A 24791-nucleotide genomic window follows, 5' to 3' on the forward strand; every position below is an offset into this window, starting at 1 on the left:
CCGGAGCGGACCGGCCGTCGTCAGGGCGAACGGCTCCGACATCACCCAATCAAGTTCAGTAGCGACGACGGCATTCTGGTGCCACTGGACAGCGGAGTCTGGGCGCATTTGGCTCATTAGGGCGAGACCTCGCCAGCACCCGCCACCGGTCTTGTCTGCCGTCCGTGTGTTCCTGTTACAACTAGGCTCTGCCACTCCCCTATCACGCCGTGATAGCAGCCCTGAAAGACGCGTTGACCCCTCAACCGCATGGCCTTCCGGTGCGGAAAGCAACTCTTGAGTGCGGGCCTAGGACCTGTGTCAAAAGTGGATCTTGAACTTTTGATGATCATGGCTCGTGGGTCGGGGAGATCTCACTGATGAGCAGTGGGCAGCACTGGAGCCGTTGTTACCGAAGGAGCCCTTGGCGGCCGCCCGCCTGGCCTCGTCGGGGGTTGATCGACGGCATACGGTTTCGGGTCCGGATCGGAGTTCCGTGGCGGGAAATCCCCGTCGAACATGAACCATGGAACCGGGTCTACGTCCTGTTCCGCCGATGGCGGCGGAACAGGACGTAGCGCCGAATCCTCGCCAGTCTCCAGTCCCTGGCCGACGCAAAAGATGCGATCGTTTGGGAGCTGAGTGTCGACTCCACGGTCTGCCGCGCCCATCAGCAGGCCGCCGGGCCCGCACGCAGGGCGACCTACAGAAGGAACCACCGGGCGGCACCTTCACCGAGCCCCGTGATCATGGGCTGGGAAATCGCGTGGCGGGTTCACAACCAAGCTGCACCTGGCCGTCGAGCAGGGGCAGAAGCCCATGTCGATCGTGGTGATGGCGGGGCAGCGCGGGGACTCGCCGCAGTTCGAGCCTATGTCGGAAAGGGTCCGCGTGCCCCGCCTCGGGCCGGGCCGGCCACGCGTCCGCCCTGATCGTGTCCGGGCGGACAAGGCGTACGGCTCCCGCAGCAATCGGTCCTACCTGCGCAGACGCGGGATGAGGGCCACGATTCCGGTGCCTGCGGACCGGGTCCACAACCGCCTCAACCGCGGATCGCGGGGTGGCTGGCCGCCGAAGTTCGACAGACGCGGCTACAAGCAGCGGCACGCAGTCGAGTGCGGGATCAACCGAATCAAGCGCCACCGGTCCGTGGCCTGCCGCTTCGACAAACTCGCGGTCCGCTTCGAGGCCACCGTCTTCATTGCCGCGATCGACGAATCGCTGTGACTTGCCTATGCGCGTCGATCGGCTCAGTCGGACTTGCCGTTCACCTCTGTGACACCTCGTAAGCCTCACGGATTTCCGGAGGGATGCGCCCACGGTCGTTTACCAGATGTCCGTTGGTGCGCGCCCAGAGGCGTATCGGCTCATCTTCCGGACGGGGATCGAGCCCACGGGGTCTTGCGGTCCGGCCAGGGCCTCTCCCATCGCCCGTGGACACGCCTTCGAGCCGGTCCGCTGTTTCTTGGAAGAAGGCGAACAATGAAGTGTATGTGCCCTCCTCGGGACCGTGCGCCTCGTCCCAGGATCCGATAGTTCCGCTGCGTGTGTCCAAGAACGTCCCGTAGAGACCGTCGCGCTCCGCGGCAATGGGCACCCACTCACGACGCCATAGCGGGTAGTCGGAATCTGGGGACGGCTCCATCTCCTCCAGGCCCACCCGGCTGAGGTAGACACGCTGAATATCGATCAGCCCGAGTAGTAGATGGCCGCCGGGAATGTCTATCTCGCACCCCAGCGCCACCAAAGAGGCGTGACGGTCGGGTTGTCTGCCGGCGTCGAGGTCGTTCGTCAGCAGCCACTCCCGCATGTCCTGCGGCAGGTCCAATCCCATGCACAGTTCAGCCTCCCGGATGGTCACTTGGTTCCCCGGGCGGCCGAGCATGGCGAACGTTTCAGGGTCGTTGCGTTCAAGCCATGCGGTTACCCGGCCCCACGCCTCTCGCACGTTCCCTGTTTCATGCACCGAGCCTCCGCTCATGTGTGTTCTCCGCCCCTGCAAGATGCGCAGATGCCTGCAGGGGACCCGCCTCTCTCGCCGGCTCGCAGAACGCGTTGCCAGTTCTCCCAGACTTTGAAAACGTCCTCTTGCTGAGGTGACGACAGCTGATGATTCATTGGAGAACGGTATGCGGGCCCACTGACAGGGACTGATACGGAGCGCGTACTCGTAGGCCATCTACGGTAGGCAGGACGCCGCATCCGAGCACACCGCCACCTTGTAGAACACTCCCTGGTTGCCTGGAGGGTTGCCCGGAACCTTCTTCCCGGATCGCCCCTATCACGGCGTGATAATCCGGCAGCTTGATGAGCTCAATGCTCCCCCGTCTGGACTGCGCAAGGATCTCAGCGATTCTGGCAAAGGCAGCCCTCACTCGTAGCGGAGCACCAGACACGGACTCCTTGGACAGTCCGTACTTGGACCGCCTTCCAGGTTGACCGAGCGCTGAGAACGCCACGCGCGCGCGAGCGTCTGACAGCCTGATGCCCCGAGCACTTCGTCCTGCCCGATGGTTATCACGCCGTGATAGGGCCAGGCCTCGGTGGTGTCCTCTGCCTATCCAGTCGGATGCCCTGTTGGAGACTTGGGCACAGTGCCACGGCGTTCGCTGCCGATGCCAGGCTGACCAAACACCCACCCTCGCTACAGCGACAGCGAGATCCAGCGCGGCCGTCGCACAGCGCGTCCGCTAGAACGAGTACATAGCCACTGGCGGCGGCCGAGCGTCTACGACCTGGTCGTGTACGCACAGCGTATCGGGGCGATCGGTCAGGTCAGGACGATTCGATTTGTGAGTGCGGCGGCCTGCCCGTTGGGATGACGGACCTCAATGCGGAACGGACGCACGCTGACTCTTCCGCCGTTGTGTGCCACTGCACCGCACACACTCCGGGAAGCGAGACGCGGCGGACCTTCCCACTATCGGTGTGGAAGCTTACGGTCGCCGCTGGCACACCAAGGACTCTGTCTGCACTTCGACCCGCCCGGCGTAAGTTGCGAGCTGTTCGCCTACTCCGGCGGTGCGACCGTCGACGCCGGCGGTGAGCGACACCTCCACTTCCGCCGACTCGGCGATCCAGCCCCGGCCCGAGCGGATGCCGTCGAGGATCGCCCGGGTGCTCAGCTCCTCGGAGAAGACCACAGTGTATGGGAGGCCATCGGCAGCCGTATGCGCCCACACGTCGGGTGAGGCAGCAGAGCCGTGCTCTGTCGTCGCGATGAAGTCCAGCCCAGCGAGCCATGCCTGTAGTGCCAGCTCTTCAGAAGCGAGTTGTCCGTCCGAGTGGACAAGGTCTCCCCCATCAATGCTTTGCCGGCCAAGCGTCCAGGCGATCGTTAGGTTCGGTGAACACTGCGGAGGCCGCCCCACCGAGACCTCAAGATCATTTTCTCTCGACGAAGCGACCGGTTGGGAGGTGGTGGATGCTTCCTCCCGGGAAGGCGCCGAATGCAGGACCCACTACGGGGCATCGTCTCCTGGCGGTCTGTGTGGGCCGACAACTCGAGAGCTGGCGGCAGTGGTCCGGGTGTTCGTGGGAATCAACGAGTTCTACTCAGGACGTTCTGCCCGTCTTTCGCGGCTCTAGGACCGTGCGGGCGAGGGCCGTCCGCCCAGATCGGCGGTGATCTTGCCGAGGAAGGCGGCCGGCCAATAGTCCGCCACAGTGGGGGAGAGGTCGACAACTTCGTCCACGTGTCGGTCTCGACGGCGGCTGAAGAGCGTCTGCCCCACGCAAGTACCCGCGGCAGCCGAACTCTGGGCGAAGGATCCATCGCTCTCTCAATCCAGCCCACAGCTGAGGCGCACGAGGGCACTGAACCAGGCGGAAGGTCACCAGCCCGTTGCCACGAAGGCCTCGTCTCAGCGGCGGCCTACTCAGCTCCTCCTCTCAGCAGAGTTCGTCAATCGCACCCGCCGCGTTCAAATGGACCGGTTCCGAGACTCAGCGCCGCCAGTTAAGGCAGTGGAGAAGCGTCGTCCAGTGCGCTCTGAGGTGGTAGCCAGAGGGACCCGTTGACCCCCTCGGGAAGAATCCAGCCCGGAGACTGGGGCAGCACCTATCACGGCGTGATAGGTGCTGCTCATTCTTCCCACCGTGATGGTTGGTGCCGTGCCATCTGTCTCATCGGACCTTGACCAGTCTCACCGAAGTTTCACGACCGCCCAATTCGTCTCATAGAAGCTTGAGCACCCAGCTTGTAGATGAGGCCGCGCACCCACGCCTGCAGGCTTCGCCACCTTGTCTCCGCCCCGGCCCCTGGCGGTCTGACGCCGCCGCTGTCAGAGGCCCCAGTTACGGTTGCCAAGTGAACGGATCGAATGCACCAGCCGACGTACCCGCCCGCTACGGCGCGTTGTTGCCTCTTCTGGGTGCCGACCCGGAGGTCATCGACTTCTTCGTCGGGGTTGCGGATCTCGACGCGACGGACCCGGCGGACCAGGAGCTGGAAGACGGAATCCGGCTCGCCTCTGGAGCCCGGCTGGAGCAGTTTGCGCGGGCGGGCTCAGGTGACGCGTTCTGCTTCGTCGGCGAGGGCGGAGAGGAACGCCCCGTGGTGTACGTCAGCCTCGACGGCGAAGCTGGGCTGCTCGCCCTCGGACTTCAGGAGTTGGTGCGGCTGTGTCTGGTGGCACCGTGGTGGCGGGATGCTCCCGGACGGCCGGCCGGCGAACTCCAGGCGGTTGCTGACGACTACCGGGAGGACATGCCCGACCTCGACCAGCGACGCGACCGCGCGGCCCGGGCGCTCGGCCTCGATCCGGCCGGGCTGCCGTCCGAGGCGGCAGCCCTGACCCGGCTCGTGGAGCTCTCCCTAGGACCGGTCGCCGCGGCCTGTCTCGTCATCGAGTACGACGGCGATCCGCTCGATCCCCTGTTCGTCAGCACCCCCAGCTGACGCTGGCTGACCGGCCGGCCGGACCCGGAACCGTGTGTGGTGGGCCAGTTGTCCGCAGACCGGACCACAGCGGCCGGCCACAAGCAAGCGGTCAAATTTCATTGGATCAGTCAAGGTTCAGTGAGACCGGACACTTGCCCTGGCGTCATCTCTCACGGACGCGTTCCAGTGCCAGCCACCACGACCTCAATGAGACGTTGGCGTGCACACGTAGGCCGCGGATGGTGACCTACGACATCATGATCTTGCGGGTTCGTCCGGGCCGAACCTTCGAAGAAGCCTTGGAGGAGGTCAACTCCTCCTACGACCCGGATGCCGACCTCCAACCCATGAACCTGACTCGTGGACATCGTTCCGATTGGGACAGGCTCCTGCGCTAGATGTCGCGGGGGATCGGCGTGGTCACCACTGCGGAGTTCCCCTACAGCCTGACTCTGTGGCGTGACGGGGCTGCTGGCCATCTGCAGCTGGACTACGACGGGGACTCGGCCTCCATCGAGAACCCGTACCGCTACCCGGGAAACAAGGCGCTGCCGCTGAGGCCTATCGGATCGGACGGATGATCGAGCAGGAGCGCGGCCTTGAAGGTTACGACTACGAAGTCGGGCAGCAAGTACGAACTGGCGACAGCGAAGTAGCGGCAGCCAGGCTCGGCGGCATTGCCCGCTGGGCAGAGGAGACTCTCAACTGACCGCCGAACAGTCCTGCCCACGACGACAACGAAGCCGCAATGGTGCCTGCCCCCGCACCTGGCACAAGTACGTGCGGGCAGCGGACGTGGGGCATGCCGGTCAAGTAGGACACCGGCCCTCGGCTATCACGCCGTGATAGGTGCGGCACCGCGGCCACGGGTCCGTGCGCCTCTTGCTCGGATCGGTATCACGGCGTGATAGCCCGTCACATCAAAAAAGTAGGCATAACTAACGCGTGGCGTACCCAGTTGATCTTTCGCGTTAGTAGAGTGACGAACTATGACGTCACCAGACCCCAGCAGCGACCGCGAGAAGGTCGTCTCGAAGTTGCCCTCCTGGCTCCGCCAGGAACTCAAGATCCGCGCAGTTCAGCACAGCGTCGACATGCAGGACGCTGTCGAATCAGGCATCGAAGCGTGGCGCGGACTCGGATCCAACCTCAGCACCGTGGACACGAGTGGTGCGGAGTCCTTTGCCACGTTTCTGCCCGCCGAACTGTGGTCGGGCTTCCGCGCGGACTGCAAACACCGAGGCGTGTCCCTCATCCAGGGCCTCGCGCAGTCCGTACAGATGTGGCTCGACATCAACCCCGCCCCAGCAGTTAAGCGGCCGGAGATCGTCCGTCGCTTCATCGTCTGCAACCAGAAGGGCGGGGTCGGGAAGACCGCCATCACCGCCGGCACGGGAGAAGCTCTCGCAGAATCTCCGACCAAGCTCGTACCAGTAAGGGTGTCCAAGCACTTCGCCGCCCTCCTGAACCAGGACGAGACCGGGGGACAGGACCCCCTCGCCCTCGAGGACCTCCCCGGGCTCGGTCAGCGCGTTCTCCTCGTCGACTTCGACCCCCAAGGCCACCTCACCCGACAGCTAGGCCAAGAACCCCTCGCCATGGACGGTGACTCCCTCACCAACCACATGGCCGGCGACGGCAAGGGCGACCTGCGCGAACTCATCGTCCCCATCGAGGACGACCGATTCGGTGACCGCCTCCACCTCCTGCCCGCATGCACCGACGCCTTCCTCCTCGACGTGCGCCTCGCAGCGGTGCGCGCACGTGAAGCCTCCCTGGAACGCGCGCTCGCGCCCATCGAAGCCGACTACGACGTGATTCTCGTCGACTGCCCACCCAGCCTCGGCCTCAGCATGGACGCCGCCACCTACTACGGAAGGCGCCGCCCGCAGGAGTCCCCCGGAAACTCCGGCGCCCTCATCGTGGTCCAGGCCGAGGACAGCAGCGCCGACGCCTACGGACTCCTCACATCCCAAATCGAAGACATGCGCGACGACCTCGGACTCGACGTCGACTACCTCGGACTCGTCGTCAACCACTACGACGCCCGCCGCGGATACATCGCCACCTCATCCCTCCAGTCCTGGATGGACATAAAGGATCCACGCGTCGTCGGCGTCATCGGAGACCTCAAAGAACAGAAGGAGGCCGTTCGCGCCAAGCGGCCCCTCCTCGCCTACGCGCCCCGCTGCGACCAGTCCGTCGCACTGCGCGCCCTCGCCCGGGAGATCAGCAAGTGAGCAAGGCCAAAAACCTCGGGGCGGGAGCCTCCTTCGCACAGGCCCGCCCCATCAGCCAGCGACGCGTCGCAATCGGCGCCGCCACCGGAGCTCCCACCGACGGAGTCCCCGACCCCACCGAACTCCCTCTCGCGGTCATCAGCCAGAACCCCGACAACCCTCGAGACGAGCTACGCAACCTCGACGGCCTGGCAGACAGCATCCGAGAAATCGGGCTAATCAACGCCATCACGATCGCCAGCGTCGAGGCCTACCTCTCCGAACGCCCGGACCGAGCCGACGACATCGACGAAGGCGCCCGATTCATCGTCATCGACGGCCACCGACGCCTCGCGGCCGCCCGACTCGCCGGTGCTCCGAAGATCCGAGTCAGCGTCGACAACGCCCTCGTCTCCACGGACGAGTCGCTCCTCGAGGCAGCCTTCGTCGCCAACGTCCATCGCGACGACATGAACCCGCTCGAGCAAGCCCAGGCACTGCGCAAGCTTGTCGAGTTCTACGGTTCACAGAACAAGGCAGCCAAGCGACTGGGTATTGGTCAGTCGACCATCTCGTCAAAGCTGTCAATCCTCGATCTTGACCCCGAGCTTCAGGCAGACCTCGTCGCCGGACGCCGAAAGATCGAGCACGTACGCAACCTGGCCAAACTGACCCCGGAGGAGCAGCGGGATAAGGCAGACGCCCGAGCAGCTGCATCAGCCGAACCGAGGCCCTCGAACTCACCCAGTGGGGGAGCGGTTCAGGAGGTTGTCCCGGCGGAGCCAGTGGCATCGCCTCCTGCCCCGGTCACGCCGCTGGAGCAGCCAGAGCTATCACGCCGTGATAACTCCGCAGTCGCGGCACAGGCAGAAAATGTCCCCGAAGAGTTGCCTACCCAGCGCACGGAGGCCAACAATCAGCAGCCGGATGTCACGGAACTCGCACCGGGGGAGTCGGGCTTTGCGCCGCTCAGTCGCGTGACCAAGATGCCTTGGCACAACGGTGACGCCGTGGCGGATCTCGTGCTGGAGAAGATGGACCCCCAGCAGCAACAGGTACTTCTGGCGCGGCTTCTCAACGTGCACAGCGGGGCTGCCAGCAGCTGACCGCCAAACCATCAAATCACCCAGAAAGGGTGAAAATGGGGCACCTGGGTGTTGCCCCGCACCCTTCGGTGCGGGGCCGCCACGGCACTGGCCGGCATGACGAAAAGACGGCTGGCCCCGCGCACGTGCGAAGTGGCCGCGGGGCCAAACGAGCGCTGTCCTGTCAGGACGCTCACGGCGACCGTATGCGCCGAGAACTGAGGCCGCACCCGCACACGACTGCCTGGGGGAACCCTTATGGGCTCAGCTACCCGTGAGCAGCCGGATGATGGGGGAGGGGTCTTCGAGGTCTACTGCGACGAGGTCGGCTCCGGCCTGCCGCAGTTCGGTGACGGTGGAGCGCCCAGTGGCGACGGCGAGCACAGGAATATGGTTGTCCTGGGCGGCCGCGACATCGGCGGGGGTGTCGCCGACCAGCAGGACATCCTGGGAAGCGAGTGGCGTGTCCAAGCTTCGGCTGGCCCTACGGATCGCGATGCGGACGAGTTCGGCGCGCTCGGCATCGTCCTCGCCGTAGCCGCCGATCGGAAACCTGATGTGCGTACCGAGCCCGAACACCGACAGCTTGGTCTCTGCCGCTCCCCGGATGTTGCCGGTGACCACCGTCTGCACAACCTCGTCCAATGCGGCAACTACTGAGAGCGCGCGTACGGCACCGGGAAGGGCGTGGCCGCGCTGGCGGAGTTCACCGGCGCGCAGCTGGTGCTGCTCGGTAGAGAGGCGGGCGAAGGCCTCGAACATGGTCCGGTCACTGGTGATGCCGTGGAGTTTCGCGGTCTCCTGGAAAATGACGGGCTCCGTCATACCGTCGACTGCAGCTTGCTCTCGCATGGGGCACCCAGTGACCTGCTCGAAGCAGTAGCTGAAGATCTCACGCCCAACACCGCGGGTAGCAATGAGGGTGTGGTCGATGTCCCACAGCACCAGCTTCACGTCAACCTCCCCAGTCCCAGCCAAGCCACCCCCTGCAGAGGATCTCGGTGTCACACGTTGGTGCAACTCCAACTACCGTGCCCTGTCGCGGTTCTACGGTGGGGCACAGCACCCGTGAACAAGGGGATACCAGCATGGTTCTGCCCAGCCTGCCGACCGGCGAACGTGTACGAGAACTGCGCCGCCGCCAGGGCCGTACCCAGGCCGCGGTGGCCGGGCTGTGCGGGATCACAACCGACTATCTCTCCCAGATCGAGCGCGGGCACAAGACACCCTCCGTGACGTGGTCGCCAGGCTCGGCGCCGAGCTCCAGGTCTCCACCGGCTATCTCCTCGGCGACGCCCAGCCCGCCCCACCCGCCACCGGCTCGCCGGCTGCCCCTGCCGGGACCGACGTGGTCCGCGCTCTACTCGGCCGCCACACCACCGCACCCGACGCGGACCTGCGCCCAGTTTCGCTGCGCGGCCGTGTCGAGGATGCCTGGCGCATCTGGCGGACCTCGCCCACCCGCTTCACCGATGCCGAAGCAGTCCTGCCGACTCTCATCATTGATGTCGAAGCCGCCCTCCGGAGCCACCGCACCCGCCCGTCCGAGATGCGCGAGACCCGGCGCCTGGCCGCAGACCTCTACGGACTCGTGCGTTCCTACTGCCGCCGCACCGGCCGCAGCGACCTCGCCCTCGTGGTCACCGACCGTGCCCTGCGCGCGGCCGAGGACGCGGAGGACCCTCTGCGGATCGCGGCCGCGCAGTGGAACCTCGGTCACGCCCTGCTGTCCGAGCCCGGTCAGGAAACGAACGCCGCCGACGTCGCGATGCAGGCGGCTGACACCCTCACCCGGGCCTGGACCGTTCCCGCCCCGCAGGCTGCGGCACTCTGCGGGGCGCTGCACCTGGTCGCGGTCGTCGCCGAGGCCCGGAGCCGCCAGGCGTGGAAAGCCCGCGCCCGGCTGACCACCCACGTACTTCCCCTGGCCCGGCAAGCGGGGGAGGGCAACACCATGCGGATGGTGTTCGGGCCCACCAACGCCCTGCTTCACGCGGTGTCGGTGGAGATGACCGACGGCGACGCGACTGAAGCGCTCCGCCTGGCCGACCGGGTCGACACCGGTCGGCTCCCGTCGAGGGAGCAGCAGTTCACCTTCGGACTGGAAGTCGCCCGCTGCTACGACCTGCGCCGTGACGACCCCCCTGTGCTCGTGCACTCTGGAGTTGGAAGCCCTCCCACCCCAGGATCTCCAGCGCAGCTCTCTGGGCAGGAGCCTGGTCGTATCTCGCTCGTCGGCCGGGCCAGGCCGGCCTACCGCAGGCGGGCCAGCACGCTGGCCGAGTGCCCGACCCTCCTCTGAAGCCCCCGGGGCCCACAGGCGACCCGGACTCTCAGCTCGGGTCGCAGCCCGTTCCCGGTCGTACGGTCATCCCTCGAACCACGGGCCAAGGGGAGCGGGATGGACACGGGCAGCGCGGCACGGGCGACGACAGCAGTGACGTTCGAGGGCGCCATGACGCCACGCCGGTGCGGACTGGGACGCCATCCGAGTCCCGCGCTTCGTGGGCCTCCAGGTCATCGAGCGCCTCGGCCCCCAGGTCGGTCCGGTCATCGTGAACCCCGCAGCGCGCACCCTGCACTTCCTGGTACCTCCCGGCACCGCCGGCGCCTGGGCCGCGATGGCACCCGCCGCGGTGCTCGGCGAGGGGAGCCACGTCTTCCTGCCGGCCCGGCACCAGCAGAGACCACCCGGGCCCTACTGGCTCACCCCCCACCAGCAGCCCCTCGCCGACACGCCCACCCTGCGCAGGAACCTAAACCCCCTCCTGCCCAGCCCCGACACGGCCCAGAATCCGCGTCTGAACCTGACGCGACTGACCTTCGCCCAGGTCAAGGGATGGAATTGCGCACTGTGCGGATCACGTCTCCACGCCGACCGGTCCCTGGGCATCCACCGCTCCGACACCGGACTCCTGACCGAAGCCACCGAACTCTGGGCCTGCGCACCCGTCTGTCGGCCCTGACCAGGCCGCGCAACACAGGGAACGTGCCCGATATAGGTACGACCAGCACAGATGACCATCTGTCAGTGTCCGTGTGGTGCTGCCAACATAAGTGGGTATCACCGCGCCCACGATGGAGTCCGCCTGTGAACGCTCGCCGCGTCCTGCCTGCCGTCGCCGCTGTCCTGCTCGCCGCGTCCTTGGCCGGGTGCAATCCCCAGGCCGCGGACGACAGTGACTCGAAACCCTCCGGAGCCGCAGGCTCCTCGACCGCGGGGTCACCGTCCGGCGCGGCCGGCGGCGGACCCACGGAAGGCGCCCTCACGCTCACCAAGGCCATCGCGATGATCCCAGACGGGGTCGAGAAGCGGGACGGGTACGAGCGTGACAGCTTTAGGCACTGGATCGACGAGGACGACGACGACTGCGAAACCCGGGCCGAGGTCCTCATTGAGGAAGCGACCACGAAACCGGAACAGGGCAAGAGGTGCGTGCTCACTGGCGGGGTGTGGCTCTCGTACTACGACGAGACCGAGGTGACCGAAGCTCGGAAGCTGGACATCGACCACATGGTCCCGCTCGCCGAAGCCTGGGACAGCGGCGCCTACGCCTGGACCGCCGAGCGCCGCCAGGCCTACGCCAACGACCTCGGCGCCGAACGGTCCCTGGTGGCGGTCACAGCGAAGAGCAACCGGTCCAAGTCCGACAAGGACCCCGCCGCGTGGCTGCCACCGGCCGACGCCGCTCACTGCACCTACGCGGCCGACTGGACCGCCACCAAGCTCCGCTGGAGCCTGACCGCCGACGACAAGGAGCGCGCTGCACTGCTCGAACTCGCCGAAGCCTGCCCCGACACCACAGTGCAATACGAGGTCGCCAAGTAGTACAGCCTCCTGGTGGGCGAGCCTCGGTGAGACTCGCGCCCCTTGACCCTCAGCAGTGGCAGCACCTTGAGCCCGGCCAAGTGATCACCATGCACGAGGACCTATCCGTGGCCGGGACGGCAGTCGTCCTGGAGGTGCAGCGACCCTGCGGCCACGCCCACGGCATAGAGTCGAAAGATCAGTAACGACCGCGGGAGGGGAACATGGCGGAGCGGAGTTGGCAGCTCAGACAGGGTGAGCGGCTGGTGGGAACCTTGGCCCTCGAAAGCGGCGACATGTTCTGGTCCGACTGCCGCTTCGAACCCGGCCCAGCCTGGGAAGGGCTTGCTCCCCTGTTCGCCGCTTCTCGTGATGCCTGGCGCCGTGGTGACGAGGATGCGGCCTTGGCCGCAGACGAAACGATCTACGCCCAGGACCTCGTCCTCGTTCCAGACAGCGGCGGAGCCCCGATCACGGAGTTCCTGATTCGGATCGAAGGGGAGGTCGCCCGATTCCGTCACTGATCCGACGCAGTCACGCTCCTTCGGAGTTCTAACGCCCGCGTTGGTGCAGAGAAGGACGTAGACATCCGAGGGGGTAGCCGAGCGTCAGGGCCACAGCGCGGGTGGCCGCGGGGCTCATCACGTCCACCGCATCCCGATGGCGGACAGTTGCTCGGCCCGCTCCGGCGTCAGCGTCGCTGCACGGGTTCGCTGGTTCGCGACCCATGCACCGAGCTTCAGCGGCCGCTCCTCCTCCTCCTGGCCCTCGCCGGCCCCGGGTACGTCGATGGTCTCGATGTGCTTGCGGGGGACCTTGAGGTGGCCTTCCCGCTCGAAGAACTGCCGGGCTGCGGCGAGATGGATCGCCCACTTCTGGGCCTGGCTCATTGAAGCCTTGGGCTTCTCGGCTTCTTCGGCCGGCTCGATGCCCAGAACCTGATCACACATCCACTGCTGCGCCCCGGTGAGCTTGTCCCACCCGGTGCGGACGGTCTGGACCCAGCGGCCGAGGTCCTCGCCCTGGGCCAGGGTCTGCCCGGGGCGGGTGGGGAGGGGTTCGCCGGCTTCGAGGTGGAGGCGGGTGAGGTGGAAGGTGCGCTGCCAGGTGACGGGCCAGGCCGGGCACCACGAGGCGTCGATCTCCTCCAGCTGCTCGCGCCGTTCCTCCGACAGAACCCAGCCGGTGGTGTCAGCGGGCAGCCCTTCGGCCTCGCGCTGTGTGTTGTCGTGGGCGCGGCGGGCGGCGGCGCGGGCGTTCTTGAGGAAGATGCCGACCTTCGCTCCTTCGTAGGTGGCGTCCAAGGGTGCGAGGAGGTGGCCGTGCAGCTGGGCCCAGGCGCGGGCGGCGGAGAGGCCTTCTTCCCAGGCGATGTCGACGGTGGACCAGATCATGCCGAGGTTCTCGAGCTGGTCGATCCGGTCGTCCGACATGGTGCCGCGGGCGTACTGGCGTCGGGCGTCGGCGATCCACTGCCCGAGCGGGAACCCGGCCAGCGACGCTGGCCACCACGTCTCACCGACAGTGTCCCCCGCGTTGTCGAGGTCGTCGTCCTGCGGGGTGCCGGGGACGCGGTAGGTGAACGGGACGCGCAGACCGCCGTGCTGCCCGGTGTAGAGGGCGCAGGCTTCGATGCCGCGACGCCAGTGCTCGTGTTCGGGGTCCAGGATCCGCAGCTGGATGAAGGCTGCCAGCACCGCGGGATCGCGGGGGGTGCTGAACTTCAGCAGGTCCCGGGCTCCGGCACTCGGCCCCTGCGGCTCGTCGCCTTCCCCGAGTTCGGTGTCGACGTCGTCGATGTCCACCTCGTCGGCGGGCTCGGTGCGCGCGGGGGAGGGGGCCTGGCCCAGGGTTTCGATGATGCGGGCGTCGTGGGCGCGGAGGGCTTCGAGGAGTTTGGCCAGGTCTCCGTATGCCTTGCTGGTGAGCATGTTGTGGGCGCTCTCGCCGGGCTTGAAGAGGATCGGGACGACGAGGGAGGCGGTCTTGCCCTCGCCGGGCTTCATCCGCAGGGCGCGGCCGACGGCCTGGACGAGGTCGGGCATGGAGCCGCGGACGTCGGCGAAGTACACGCTGTCGCAGTCGCGGGTGTCGACGCCTTCCCCGAGGACCTTCACCGAGCCGAGGTAGCTCTTCTCCACGACTGTGCCGTCGCCGGCGATGCCGGTGGCGAACTCGTCCAGGACCCGGGTGCGGTGGAGCGGGCTGTGCTCCCCGCACAGCCAGTCGGCCCAGATGGTGTGTGGGTAGAGCTCCGGATCGTCCTTGTGGAGCCGGGCGGCGACATCAGGCAGACCGACGGCGAACGCTTCGGCTTCCTTGACCAGGTGATGGAAGGTCAGGGTGTGCTTGAAGCTCTCCTCGGCCGAGGCCTTCACCAGAGCGGTCTGCAGGGCGGCGATCCGCGCCCCGCGCACCTCCTCGGTGGTCGCCGTGCTTCCCTGGCGCAGGGTGTCCTGGTACTCGGTGTCAGTAACGTCGACACAGACGACCTGGTAGCGGGCACAGATTCCCCAGCTCACCGCGTCCGACAGGGTGAGTGTGTACGCCCTGCTGCCGAACGGGCCGTCGGGGTCGTCCTCCATGCTCGCCACGAGCTCCCCGGGCCTCCCCGGGGTGTCCTCGTCGAGCTGCCACACCCGGGGGGTCGCGGTCATGTAGAGGCGCCGGGCAGCGGGGATGCGCTGGTTGTCGTGAACGACTGCCCACGGCTTCCCGATCCGGCCCGACACTCTGTGGGCTTCATCCACGACGATCAGGTCCCAGCCCTTGAGGCCCGCCTGGTGGGCGCGCTCCAGGGTGCCGAGACCAAGGGAGGCGTAGGTCGCGAAAACTGTCACCCGGCCGAAGGTCCGGGTCCACTCCACGAGCTCGGTGACATCCGTGGTGTTCGGGAAGGACGCCTCCTCACCCCGCAGGGAAGAGACACCGATGACGGGACCGGTACGACCGCTGTCCCGCCAGGCTTGTTCGGTCTGGGTGAGCAGATCCAGGGAGGGGACAAGGACGAGTACGCGGCCGGCCTGGAGCTCGACCGCGCTGCGGGCGGCGACATAGGTCTTGCCCGAACCGGTTGCCATGATTACCTGCGTCCGCAAGCCTCGAGACGGGAGACGGGCCCCTGGTGCCAGCTCCAGGGCACGCAGGACGGCGTCCACAGCTTCGCGCTGATGAGAACGCAGAGGAATCATCGTCACGGGGGCTCCGTCGGTAAGAGGGCATCTTGCGTGCACAGTCTGGCGCTCGTTCTCTCCTTCCACGAGCTGTCTCAGCGCTCGCCACAGGTTTGGTGGTTGTTGCTACCCGCTGTGTGGACATCTGCCAAAGGCTTGGACGCATTCGACGTCTGCATTAAGCGGGAGGGTCTAAGTAGCTCGCCCGCACCATACGGTGCTCGCTGCCCCGGACCGCGTGCCGCAGCCCTGCACAAGTCCCGCAGTCCGAAACCTTGCGTGGCACGACAGATCCCTTGCCTGACAGCTGATGTGGATGCCGTCGGCTTCTTGCTGACGGCGGCTATGCCGCCAAGCTCATCGCAGCGTTGCACAGCAGCAACGGGTGCCTCAGAGCAGGGCGGACTAACGCCGGCTTCCACGATCTCGCAGCTGAGGGCTGCGCGCCGTCGTCAGCCCGCTGGAGGCATCGGGCGGGTGTAGGAGGCCTCGGGATGGCTAGGGACCCAAGGGCAGCTTGAGTCACCGTCTTGGGTCCCTTTGCATAAGACCAGGTCAGCAGGGGTGATAGCGAGGAAATCAGGGACTGGAGGGACTGAAGGGACCGAACTTTCCAGTTCCACGGATCACGTGTGCGTGTGTATGCGCACGCGCGTAGGACTCAGTACTCCTAATCATGTGTAGCTCATAACTAGAACTTTCAGTCCCTTCAGTCCCTCAAAGTGGGCATGAAGGCCACCTGACCTGCACGTTTACGCGAGGGACTGAGAAGGGACTGAACAAGCTCGAGATGCTCAGTCCCTCAGCGCACGGAGCAGGTGTAGCACCGACACGCCCGGCTCGTGGCGCACAAGAATCCGGAGAGGAAGGCTTCCACTGCCCAACTGCCAAGGGACGCAAGGGACCGAAGGGACTCAAAGTTGGAAACGGCTACACGGAAGCCTGACACCCTGCGGTAGGCTCTGGACTCATTGGAAAACTCAGTCCCTTCGGTCCCTCGTTTGCCACCAGTGCCCGTCTGACCAGGTCTTTTACAACCAGGGACTGAAGGACTGTTGGCCCCCTGCAAGGACGATCAGCGTGCCGCGTCAGAGCGAGACCAGCGTTCCCCGCCCCATGGGACACGCCAGTCCCTACGACGTTGCGCGCTGGTGCGCCGCACATGGCTGGCCAGTCCACCCCTTGGCTGCGGGACGCAAAACCCCAGCAGCCAACTGTGCAGACTGCCGAGAGGCAACACACCGGCCGCATCAGTGCCCCTGCCACGCCGCGGGAAGGTGGTGCCACGGCTTCCACGCGGCTACGACCGCCCCTGCACTTCTGGAAGCCTGGTGGGGGACCAATCCATCCCTAGGAGTCGGAGTGTCCTGCGGGCCAGCCCGCCTCGTCATCCTCGATATCGATGCACACAGTGTGAAAGTCCCCGACCGCAACCGGCTCCTGCCCGGCATCGCCATTCACGAGAGCGTCAACCTCGACGGCTTGGCCTCCGGCTTCGACACACTCGCACTCCTCGCAGCGCTACGCGGCAGAAAGAGCCCAGCAGACGACGACACCACGCTCAGAGTCCAAACCCCGTCCGGAGGACTCCACGTCTGGTACCAAGTGCCCAGCCACGGGCCCAGCTACAAGTCATCGGTCGGTTCCAGCCCCAAGGTCGCCCTCGCCTGGCAGGTAGACATCCGAGCCACGGGCGGATACATCGTCACCCCCGCCACACGGACACCCGCAGGGACCTACCGTGCGCTTGGTACGGCACGCACTCCAGCGCCCCTGCCCAATTGGCTGGCCGCCGAGCTCCACCGCACAGGCCACCCGGTCAACAAGCTTCCCGCACCCAACCGCGCTCCCCGCCCGAGCAGGGCAGCGCCGGCCAGAGAACAGGTGCACCGCCTTCTTGACCCCCTCCTGGCCGAGGTCGAAGCCTGTGCTGCAGCCAACGAAGGAATGGCGTTCACGGAGAAGCTCAACCGTGCTGCCTACACTGCCGGAGGCCTAGTAGCCGCAGGCCACATCCCACACGACCAAGCCCAAGACCTGCTCACCGCGGCCGCAGAAGCCGCGCGCCCCAACCGCCACCGGCACAGCAGCGCCATCATCTCCTCTGCCCTGTCCGCCGGCGCCAGTCGGCCGCTCCATCTCAAAGGACGCCCATGAGCAGCGCTGACAACCCGCGCTTCGACGCCGCGGCAGCGGCTCAGCAAATGCTCGAGCTCGAAGTCCAGACCACACAGCCCAGCCTCCCCGCACAGCAGAACACCACAAGCGTCACAGTCCACGAACCGAGCACGGCCAAGGGCCTTCTCCCGGCGATGCTCACCGACCGCGGAAACGCCAAGCTCTTCGCTGTCATGTTCGGTGACCAGTTCAGGCACGTCGAAGGCTTGGGCTGGTACCACTGGGATCAATACCGATGGAAGCGCACCGGAGGGGAGAAGGCCGCAGTCTGGGCCGCCGGTGACCTCGCCGAGCAAATGCCCGCCACGGACCCCACCGGCACCTTCAACGACCGGGAGATCAACGCCCACCGACGAAGGTCCATGTCCACCCCCGGCATCAAGGCGCTTCTCACCCAGGCCAAGGCATCCCCGGCGCTCGCCCTGGATCCCGACGTCCTGGACGGCGACCCCTACGCTCTGTGCACGCCAGCCGGTGTGGTCAATCTCGACACTGGGGACCTCCACAAACCCGACCCCGAAGCAGACATGCACTCCCGGGCCACCAGCGTCGCCCCCGAAACGATGCCCACCCCCCGCTGGCACCGGTTTCTCCATGACACCTTCGGTGAGGACCCCAAGGGGCAGGAGACCATCCACTTCCTGCACCTGCTCCTCGGCTACTCAATCACCGGCGATGTCGGCGCTCAGGTCCTGCCCTTCCTCTACGGCACCGGCGCCAACGGCAAATCCGTCCTCCTCGACGTCATGACGCAGATCCTCGGCGACTACGCCCAGGCCGCCCCGCCCGGATTCCTCATGGAAAAGGGCAAGTTCTCCGAGCACTCCACCGAACTGACCGAACTCCACGGTCGCCGCATCGTGGTCTGCTCCGAACTCAAGCCGAACGACAAGTTCGACGAATCCAGGGTCAAACTCCTGACCGGTGGCGATCGCATCATGGCCCGCCGCATGCGCCAGGACTACTTCAGCTTCAACCCCACCCACAAACTTTGGCTGCTCGGCAACCACCGCCCCGAGGTCGGCACCGGCGGTCACGCCTTCTGGCGCCGCATTCGTCTCATCCCCTTCGAACGGGTCGTCCCTGCCGCCCGCAAGATCGACAACCTGGCCAAGGAACTTGTCCAGAGCGAAGGCCCCGGCATCCTGCAGTGGCTCATCGAAGGCGCCCAGCTTTACCTCGCCACGCGCGACCCCCTCGCAGGCCCCGCTACCGTACGTTCCGCCACTGAGGCATACGCCACCACCGAAGACCACATCGGTCGCTTCCTCACCGAATGCTGCACAACGGACAGCCCTGACAAGAGCCCGGACCGAGTGACGGGAGACCTCCGCGTGGAACAAGGCCTCCTATACGCGACCTACAGCACCTGGTGTCAAGCCGGCGAAGGAATCCGCCCGGCGACCGCACGCGCCTTCGCCACCCGGGTCCGTCAGGAACTCTCCCTCGCCTCACCCGCAGACATGATGAAATCCAGCGGTAAGAAGTACTACCCAGGCCTTGGCCTCCTTGCCGAAGAAGACCCGCAGGCTGACCATGCCTGACCTTCACGCCCTACGCACACACCTCCTGGCCACCTATCCTGGACACGGTGCCCCCACCAGGGATCGTGCTCACCACACAACACCCGCCCAGAAAATGGGCGCAAACAACGAAAAGGGGCTGCAGCCATGAGCTCGCTGCTGAACGAGAGCGACCTCTGCCACGAGAACGCAGTGGTCTGGCTGGAGAACCCCGACGAACTCGACTACGTCCGACAAGCCCTCGACAAGACTCCCCGTCGCCGTGGCAAGCCCCGCTACGAACGCGACGGACGCATGGTCGGCTACACAGAACTCGACGCCCACGCAGAAGCGGACCCCGACAGCGGCCTCCAGCTTCGCCGCGTCTTCTTCCTCCTCCCGCACGACCGCGACGCCAACCCCAACGGCCCTTACCACGAGGGCGCCCCCGGCGAGGCCGTCGACCCCCGCACCATCGAGCCCCGCCGTGTCGGCGACAAAACCCCCCGCTCTCAACGGGGCCCTGCCGCGATAGCGGCAACAGGCAACTGACCGCCCGCCCCGGGCTCAGGCCGAGGGCAGGCAGCTGACCGGTGAGGGTGGGCTGCTCCAGCAGCTGACGAAGCGGCTCCTGGAGTCCGCCCTCGAGGGCGAGATCACTGACCACCTCGGTTATGACAAGCACGATCCGGCGGGGAAGAACGGCGGCAACTCACGCACGGCACCCGAGCCAAGATCGTGCTGACCGATGTCGGCCCGGTGGATATATCCGTGGTTCGCGACCGCGAGGGCTCCTTCGAGCCGACGATCGTCAAGAAGCGCCTATCCGGCGTCGACGAGATGGTCATCTCGCTCGCCGCGAAGGGCCTGACGGCTGGTGAGGTACAGGCCCACCTGGCCGAGGTCTATGGCGCCGAGGTGTCGCGCCAGAACCGGCCTCTGGACGCGGTCTTCTTTCCGGTGGTCTTCATCGACGCGATCCATGTGAAGATCCGCGACGGCGCCGTGGCGAACCGGCCCATCTACATGGCCCTGGCCGTCACGACCGAGGGCCGGCGGGACATCCTCGGGTTGTGGGCCGTGATGGCGGCGAGGGTGCCAAGCACTGGATGCACATCTTCACGGAGATCAAGAACCGCGGAGTGAACTACGTCCTCATGCCGGTCTGCGACGGGCTGAAGGGGCTGTTTGACGCGGTCAAGGCCCTACCGCCTACCACCTGCCGTCTTACGCACCGGACCTCAACCCCGTGGAAGGCATCTGGTCGATCCTTCGCCGGACCGTCCAGGCCAACACCGCCTTTACCGACCCCGCCCACCTCATGCGTCGGGCTTGGTCACGGACTCCGCCGGATCCAGTACCGCAGCGACATCATCGACGGATGCCTCACCGCCACCGGCCTCAGCCTCACGTCTGGACCCGACGTCTCCTGGAGCCGTGCTCGACGAACAAGACGCGGGCCCCGACCGGTGGTCGCAGGGGTGCCGAGTGCATGCTCAACCAGACTTCGGAACCGAAGACCACACGCCGAACCACTGCTCGGCGCCGAACTCCTCGAACCGCTCCACCTCGGTGAATCCCAATTTCTCCGCGAGACTTACCGAGCTGTCGTTGGCCACCTGAGTGCAGAGCACCACCGGCTCGCCGGGGAAGGCGTCAGCGAACCAGCCGAGGGCCGCCGAGCATGCCTCAAAGGCATACCCGCATCCCCAGGCCTGGGGCAGGAACATGTAGCTCAACTCGGCCTCCCCTGCGACAGGGCAGACGTGCCCCGGACGCTCCGCGTCCCGCCGGTCGAGGGTGACGATGCCGATCATCGACTCGTCGTACTCGACCACGAACACGCCGGGGCGCCGTCCGGGCACTTCCGGCAGTTCATTCTCAAGCTCAGCACGTGGTCGGGGGCCACCGAGGTACGTCCGCACCTCTGACGAGGCGAACAGGTCAATGAACGCCTCACGGTCGCGGCCCGACGACTCGCGGACTACGAGCCGCTCGGTCCACAGGGGTGCGGGTGGCCACACAACGGGTCCAAGCTCAGCCATGACAGTAACCTACAGACGCTCCCCTCTGGCAGGAACATCAGGCCAGGCAGTGTCCGGCGGATCAGGGATGGACCGAGAGGCGGTGGGCCGGGGATGAGCCGTCGGCGGGGATGGAGCTGTGCGTCGCAAGGATCTCGCCTGTGTCGGCGAACTCCCAGTGGGTCGCATACTTCCCATCCTTGAACGGTCCTTCGATCCGGACGACAGGGCGGCTCAACAAGCTCTCGGACCAGCTGGCGCACTGCTCCACTCAATCCGAGTTCAACCTCGGTACGGCGCGCCGTCCCCGGATGTTGAGACTTCCGGGGACGGCGGGTTCGGCGGAGTGCGCGGTGGGCGACGCGTGGATCAACGCACCGTGAGCAAAGCGGCGCGCCCGTGCTTGTTCATGTAGCTGAACAGCTGGGCAATGTGGTTGGGGTGGAGCTTGATGCAGCCATTGGACTTGTAGTCCGAGACCCCGTCCCAGCGCTGCGGGCTGTCGGCTCCCGCGCGAGGTCCCTGCTTCCTGTCCCTGGTCATCTCGCTGTGGATGAAAAGCGCGTTGCGCTCGGTCTTGCGCGGGTAGCAGTTCTTTGCAGGCAGGCCGATGGCGTATCCCTTGATCGTCTTGTTCCGGCTGGTCTCGAACGAAGACGGTCGGTACTTGCCGTTGGGGAGCCATCCGACGTTCTTCACGCACTCGTTCCGAGACTGTTTGCCCTTCGCTGTCCCGTTGTTGGCCGCAGTTCCCAGTCCTGACCCGGCCCGGTAGGTGGCGACGCGAGTCCTGCCGTTCCAGACCTGAAGGGTCGAATTGGACGGGTCCTTCGCGTTCTTCACGAACACCAGCGCCACAGGGGAGGCGGCTGCGGCGTGGGAGGCTGACGGTACATCGGTGGTCGGTTGGGCAGTGGCGGTGACCGCTCCGGTGGCGAGCACGGAAGTGGCGGCAATCACCACGATCAACTTACCTGTCAGGTTCATGGCGGTTCTCCTCCTTGGTTGTACGCCCCTACCGCAGGGCGTCGGCCGGACGTTCCGTGCCGTCGGAATCGACTGTTCCGTAGTCGGGCGAGGAGAACACCAGTGCAAGGAATTCCCGCATTTGCAGTGCAATATGTATCTCCGTAACCTGCTGTCTTTCGGTTGCACCGCAACAAGAGACAGGCGGTAGCGGGACTTGACGGCGGCGGACGAAGACTTGTTCGAGAGCCTCGCGCATAGCCTCGTGCGGGCGCTCGACGCATGGGCAGCGTGCGTGGACGGTGCGCTGTCGAAGGGCCGACCGGCGCGCAAGACGTTGATCAGGGTGCTGGAGCAGGAGCGAGACACGCCGGGGTGGGCAGCGCGCGCCCCCATCGACGGCCCCCTGCTGTCGTACTGGCTCCGTGGTCGGGGGCAGTTGCTTCCCGGCACCAAACACAACCGGCTCCCGGGTGCCGAGGACAGCGGGGCCGTCGCTCGAGCGCTGAAGGCGCACGCACCCGGCAGCGCCGGGCGGTTGCCTGCCATCGGCAGGGAGATCTCTGATCTGGCAGCCAGGATTCAGGAGACATCCGGACGCGGGTGGCGCCGCCGGATCGGCGAGAGCGACTTCGTCCAGGGGGGTGAGGCGGGCGCGCTGCCGCGACAGCGCGGTGAGCGGGGTCGGCGGGACGTGCAGGGGGATGGCGTTCCGCATGTGCGCGGCCTCTGGGCTCCTTTCGGGCACAGTTTGGAGGAGGCAACGAGCTTCGTCGGCCGGGCACCCGAGCTCGTCGCGGGCAGAGCGCTGATCGAACGCTGCCGCCTCGTCACCCTCGTTGGCGTAGGTGGTGTGGGCAAGACCCGGCTGGCCCAGCGCCTGACCCGAGAAGTGGCACATCGCTTCGAGCACGGCGTCTACTGCGTGGAGTTGGCCGATCTCCACCACGACCATTCCGTGGCCGCAACAGTCACCGCGGCATTCGGACTGCAAGTCTCAGCCGAACAAGATCCGTTGCGAGAGCTTGCTCTTGCGTTGCAGGGACGTAAGGTGCTCCTGCTTCTTGATAACTGCGAGCATCTGCTGGACGGGTGTGCACGGACTGTTCGAACGCTGCTGGCCGTGCTGCCGCGCCTCCGCGTTATCGCCACTAGCCGTCAGCCCTTCAATATTGGCGAAGAGCACGTGCTTCGTGTGATGCCCCTGGACGTTCCCCTCTTTGGCGGAGGGACGTGGGGCCAGGAGGACGCCACAGGCGGGATGCGTCCGAAATCCTCAGCCGTCGCCCTCTTCGCAGACCGAGCCGAGGCCGCTTGTCCCGGGTTCCGGGTGACCGGCGCTAATCAGGCGGCGGTCATTCGGGTATGCCGCATATTGGACGGCCTACCCCTGGCTCTGGAGATTGCCGCACGCCGGCTGCGCACGCTGACACTGCAGGAACTTGTGCAGCGGATCGAATATCGATTTCGCCTGCTCGGCCCGGGAGGCGGTGAGCGCACCGCACATCCGCGACACCGCGCACTACGTGCGTTGTTCGACTGGAGTTGGGACCTGTGCACCGATGACGAGCGGACCGCCTGGCAACAGCTTTCGCTGTGCGCCGGGGGAGTGCTGCTGACTGATGCCGAGCAGCTCTGCGGGGCCGCCTCGACGCCCGGAACGCGGGATCCGGTCAGCGACCATGCTGTCGATGCCTTCACAACTCTGTCCGGACTCGTGGACAAGTCCCTCGCCAGCAGGGTGGACGTGGGCGGTCACACTCGGCTTCACATGCTTGAGACGGTTCGTGCCTACGGGCTGGAGCGTCTCAGGGAGAACGACCACGCGCAGAATGCCGTGCGCCGCCACCGTGCCTACTTCCTCGATCTCGCGGCGCGGGCGGGCGCCGCCTATGGCTCCGCGGAGCAGGCCAACTGGTTGCGACGGTTGCGTCCCGAGCACCCCAACCTACGACAGATTGTCACTGCAACTCCGCCGGCCGGTGAGCCCGCAGAAGCCGTCCTGCGCGCGGCCCAGGGCTTCTGGCTGCACTGTCTGACGTCGGGCAGGGTGGGCGAAGGCGCTCAATGGATGCAGGTGATCATCGACCGTCACCCGTGCCCCTCCGAGCCGCTGGCTGCGGTCTTCTCCTGGCGCCGAGCCGCATGGGTTGCTGGCTTCCTGCTGCTGATGCACGGCGACCACGACAACGCCGGCCGAGTGATCGACATGGCTGATGAGCCGCTGGAAGACCTGTCCGCCTCGTCCAGCCGGACAGCCATGACGGTGGACGAAGGGGAGCAGACCGAGCTTGCCGCCGCCTTCCTCCAACTACGCGGGCTGGCGGCCCTCATGGAACAGAACATCCCGCAGGCTTCCACGTATGCGCTGTCCTCACTGGCTGCCGGCCGGTGGTCGACGCCGCTGCTGACGCAACCACAGTGTCTTGCTCAACTCAGTCTTGCCGCAGTGATGCAGGGAGATCACGCTCGGGCCCTTCCCCTGCTGGAGGAGGCCCTCGCTATCTCCGTGACGCGCGGTGACACATGGCACCGGTGCTACCTGCTGTGGATCCTCGCCATCATCCACGGAGAAGCCGGGAAGGTTCCTGAGGCCCTCAGGCTTCTACAGTGCGCCCTCCGCCTCGTGGAGGAAATTGGGGAGTGCATGGGAGAGGCGGTACTTAGCGACACCCTTGCTTGGTTGCTTGCTTCGCAGGGCGACGCCCGCTCGGCAGCACTTGTGCTCGGAGCTGTGGACCGCGTGTGGAAACCCTCCGGCGTTCCCCGGCATTTCGGTTTCGCCCATATGGCCGCACACCGTAGGCGAGCCGTGGACCAGGTACGTCAAGCGCTCGGAGACACGGCTTACACACATGTTTACAAGGAGGGTCAACGACTCGCTCTGCGCAATGTGCTGGAGACCGCCTTCGGCGGTCATGAGGAACTGGACAGACACTACAGCCAATGTGACAAATGAAGGGACTGCTGCACTA

At 66.2% G+C, this 24791-nt stretch carries 20 protein-coding genes and 3 pseudogenes; 18 read left to right on the forward strand and 5 right to left on the reverse strand.

The annotated features are described in order from the left end of the window. Positions 1-359: 359 nt before the first annotated feature. Together ACFYY2_RS31680 and ACFYY2_RS31685 are read left to right on the forward strand one after the other, a co-directional pair. Entirely contained in the window at positions 360-557 is a 198-nt protein-coding gene (locus ACFYY2_RS31680; RefSeq protein WP_388749409.1) for a transposase, read from the forward strand. 214 nt (positions 558-771) lie between these two features. Beyond that, positions 772-1206: a transposase gene (locus ACFYY2_RS31685; RefSeq protein WP_388749569.1), complete on the forward strand. Its 435-nt coding sequence runs from the start codon at positions 772-774 to the stop codon at positions 1204-1206. Positions 1207-1246: 40 nt separating this feature from the next. On the opposite strand, the gene ACFYY2_RS31690 is transcribed toward ACFYY2_RS31685, so the two are convergent. Beyond that, positions 1247-1960 (reverse strand): histone-like nucleoid-structuring protein Lsr2, encoded by a 714-nt coding sequence (locus ACFYY2_RS31690; protein ID WP_388749411.1) that lies wholly within the window; start codon positions 1958-1960, stop codon positions 1247-1249. A gap of 2328 nt (positions 1961-4288) precedes the next feature. On the opposite strand from ACFYY2_RS31690, the gene ACFYY2_RS31695 reads away from it, so the two are divergent. The 5 genes from ACFYY2_RS31695 (at position 4289) to ACFYY2_RS31715 (ending at position 8186) form a co-directional block, all read left to right on the forward strand. Then, positions 4289-4879: a hypothetical protein gene (locus ACFYY2_RS31695; protein WP_388749413.1), complete on the forward strand. Its 591-nt coding sequence runs from the start codon at positions 4289-4291 to the stop codon at positions 4877-4879. A gap of 380 nt (positions 4880-5259) precedes the next feature. Then, positions 5260-5442, forward strand: coding sequence for a hypothetical protein (locus ACFYY2_RS31700; RefSeq protein ID WP_388749415.1), 183 nt, complete (start codon positions 5260-5262; stop codon positions 5440-5442). Continuing rightward, positions 5439-5570, forward strand: a complete 132-nt coding sequence (locus ACFYY2_RS31705; protein WP_388749417.1) for a hypothetical protein — start codon at positions 5439-5441, stop codon at positions 5568-5570. The genes ACFYY2_RS31700 and ACFYY2_RS31705 overlap by 4 nt, the downstream gene beginning before the upstream one ends. Before the next feature lie 280 nt (positions 5571-5850). After that, positions 5851-7101 carry a ParA family protein gene (locus ACFYY2_RS31710; protein ID WP_388749419.1) on the forward strand — a complete coding sequence of 417 codons (1251 nt, stop codon included), beginning with the start codon at positions 5851-5853 and terminating at the stop codon, positions 7099-7101. Continuing rightward, complete coding sequence (locus tag ACFYY2_RS31715) at positions 7098-8186, forward strand: ParB/RepB/Spo0J family partition protein (protein ID WP_388749421.1); 1089 nt, start codon at positions 7098-7100, stop codon at positions 8184-8186. The genes ACFYY2_RS31710 and ACFYY2_RS31715 overlap by 4 nt, the downstream gene beginning before the upstream one ends. Before the next feature lie 243 nt (positions 8187-8429). On the opposite strand, the gene ACFYY2_RS31720 is transcribed toward ACFYY2_RS31715, so the two are convergent. Beyond that, entirely contained in the window at positions 8430-9119 is a 690-nt protein-coding gene (locus tag ACFYY2_RS31720) for an HAD family hydrolase (protein ID WP_388749423.1), read from the reverse strand. A gap of 134 nt (positions 9120-9253) precedes the next feature. Here ACFYY2_RS31720 and ACFYY2_RS31725 point away from each other — a divergent pair. The 5 genes and pseudogenes from ACFYY2_RS31725 to ACFYY2_RS31745 form a co-directional block, all read left to right on the forward strand. Beyond that, positions 9254-9346 (forward strand): annotated as a pseudogene (locus ACFYY2_RS31725) (hypothetical protein); the annotation flags it as partial. Between the two features lie 56 nt (positions 9347-9402). Then, a complete protein-coding gene (locus tag ACFYY2_RS31730) occupies positions 9403-10467 on the forward strand; it encodes a transcriptional regulator (RefSeq protein WP_388749425.1) in 1065 nt (354 codons plus the stop codon). 202 nt (positions 10468-10669) lie between these two features. Next, positions 10670-11131 carry a hypothetical protein gene (locus ACFYY2_RS31735; protein WP_388749427.1) on the forward strand — a complete coding sequence of 154 codons (462 nt, stop codon included), beginning with the start codon at positions 10670-10672 and terminating at the stop codon, positions 11129-11131. A 125-nt stretch (positions 11132-11256) separates the two neighbouring features. Beyond that, complete coding sequence (locus tag ACFYY2_RS31740; RefSeq protein WP_388749429.1) at positions 11257-11994, forward strand: HNH endonuclease family protein; 738 nt, start codon at positions 11257-11259, stop codon at positions 11992-11994. A 203-nt stretch (positions 11995-12197) separates the two neighbouring features. After that, positions 12198-12497: a hypothetical protein gene (locus tag ACFYY2_RS31745; protein WP_388749431.1), complete on the forward strand. Its 300-nt coding sequence runs from the start codon at positions 12198-12200 to the stop codon at positions 12495-12497. Positions 12498-12614: 117 nt separating this feature from the next. Here ACFYY2_RS31745 and ACFYY2_RS31750 read toward each other — a convergent pair whose 3' ends face one another. Then, complete coding sequence (locus ACFYY2_RS31750; RefSeq protein WP_388749571.1) at positions 12615-15164, reverse strand: Helicase associated domain protein; 2550 nt, start codon at positions 15162-15164, stop codon at positions 12615-12617. A 1098-nt stretch (positions 15165-16262) separates the two neighbouring features. Between ACFYY2_RS31750 and ACFYY2_RS31755 the strand changes: the two genes are divergently transcribed. The 5 genes and pseudogenes from ACFYY2_RS31755 to ACFYY2_RS31775 form a co-directional block, all read left to right on the forward strand. Continuing rightward, positions 16263-17303, forward strand: coding sequence for a bifunctional DNA primase/polymerase (locus tag ACFYY2_RS31755; protein ID WP_388749433.1), 1041 nt, complete (start codon positions 16263-16265; stop codon positions 17301-17303). After that, complete coding sequence (locus tag ACFYY2_RS31760) at positions 17300-18868, forward strand: phage/plasmid primase, P4 family (RefSeq protein ID WP_388749435.1); 1569 nt, start codon at positions 17300-17302, stop codon at positions 18866-18868. The genes ACFYY2_RS31755 and ACFYY2_RS31760 overlap by 4 nt, the downstream gene beginning before the upstream one ends. 126 nt (positions 18869-18994) lie before the next feature. Beyond that, a complete protein-coding gene (locus ACFYY2_RS31765) occupies positions 18995-19378 on the forward strand; it encodes a DUF6009 family protein (protein ID WP_388749437.1) in 384 nt (127 codons plus the stop codon). Between the two features lie 10 nt (positions 19379-19388). Further along, positions 19389-20046, forward strand: a pseudogene (locus tag ACFYY2_RS31770) (transposase); the annotation flags it as partial. Next, positions 20034-20241 (forward strand): annotated as a pseudogene (locus ACFYY2_RS31775) (transposase); the annotation flags it as partial. The pseudogenes ACFYY2_RS31770 and ACFYY2_RS31775, both read left to right, overlap by 13 nt. 81 nt (positions 20242-20322) lie before the next feature. Here the strand turns inward: ACFYY2_RS31775 and ACFYY2_RS31780 are convergent. Together ACFYY2_RS31780 and ACFYY2_RS31785 are read right to left on the reverse strand one after the other, a co-directional pair. After that, positions 20323-20871 (reverse strand): GNAT family N-acetyltransferase, encoded by a 549-nt coding sequence (locus tag ACFYY2_RS31780; RefSeq protein ID WP_388749439.1) that lies wholly within the window; start codon positions 20869-20871, stop codon positions 20323-20325. 348 nt (positions 20872-21219) lie between these two features. Continuing rightward, a complete protein-coding gene (locus tag ACFYY2_RS31785; protein WP_388749443.1) occupies positions 21220-21837 on the reverse strand; it encodes a L,D-transpeptidase family protein in 618 nt (205 codons plus the stop codon). A 217-nt stretch (positions 21838-22054) separates the two neighbouring features. Between ACFYY2_RS31785 and ACFYY2_RS31790 the strand changes: the two genes are divergently transcribed. Then, positions 22055-24775, forward strand: coding sequence for an ATP-binding protein (locus tag ACFYY2_RS31790; protein ID WP_388749447.1), 2721 nt, complete (start codon positions 22055-22057; stop codon positions 24773-24775). The last annotated feature ends 16 nt before the right edge of the window (positions 24776-24791 follow it).

It is taken from the genome of Streptomyces sp. NPDC001822 (genome assembly GCF_042892135.1).
Taxonomy (GTDB): domain Bacteria; phylum Actinomycetota; class Actinomycetes; order Streptomycetales; family Streptomycetaceae; genus Streptomyces.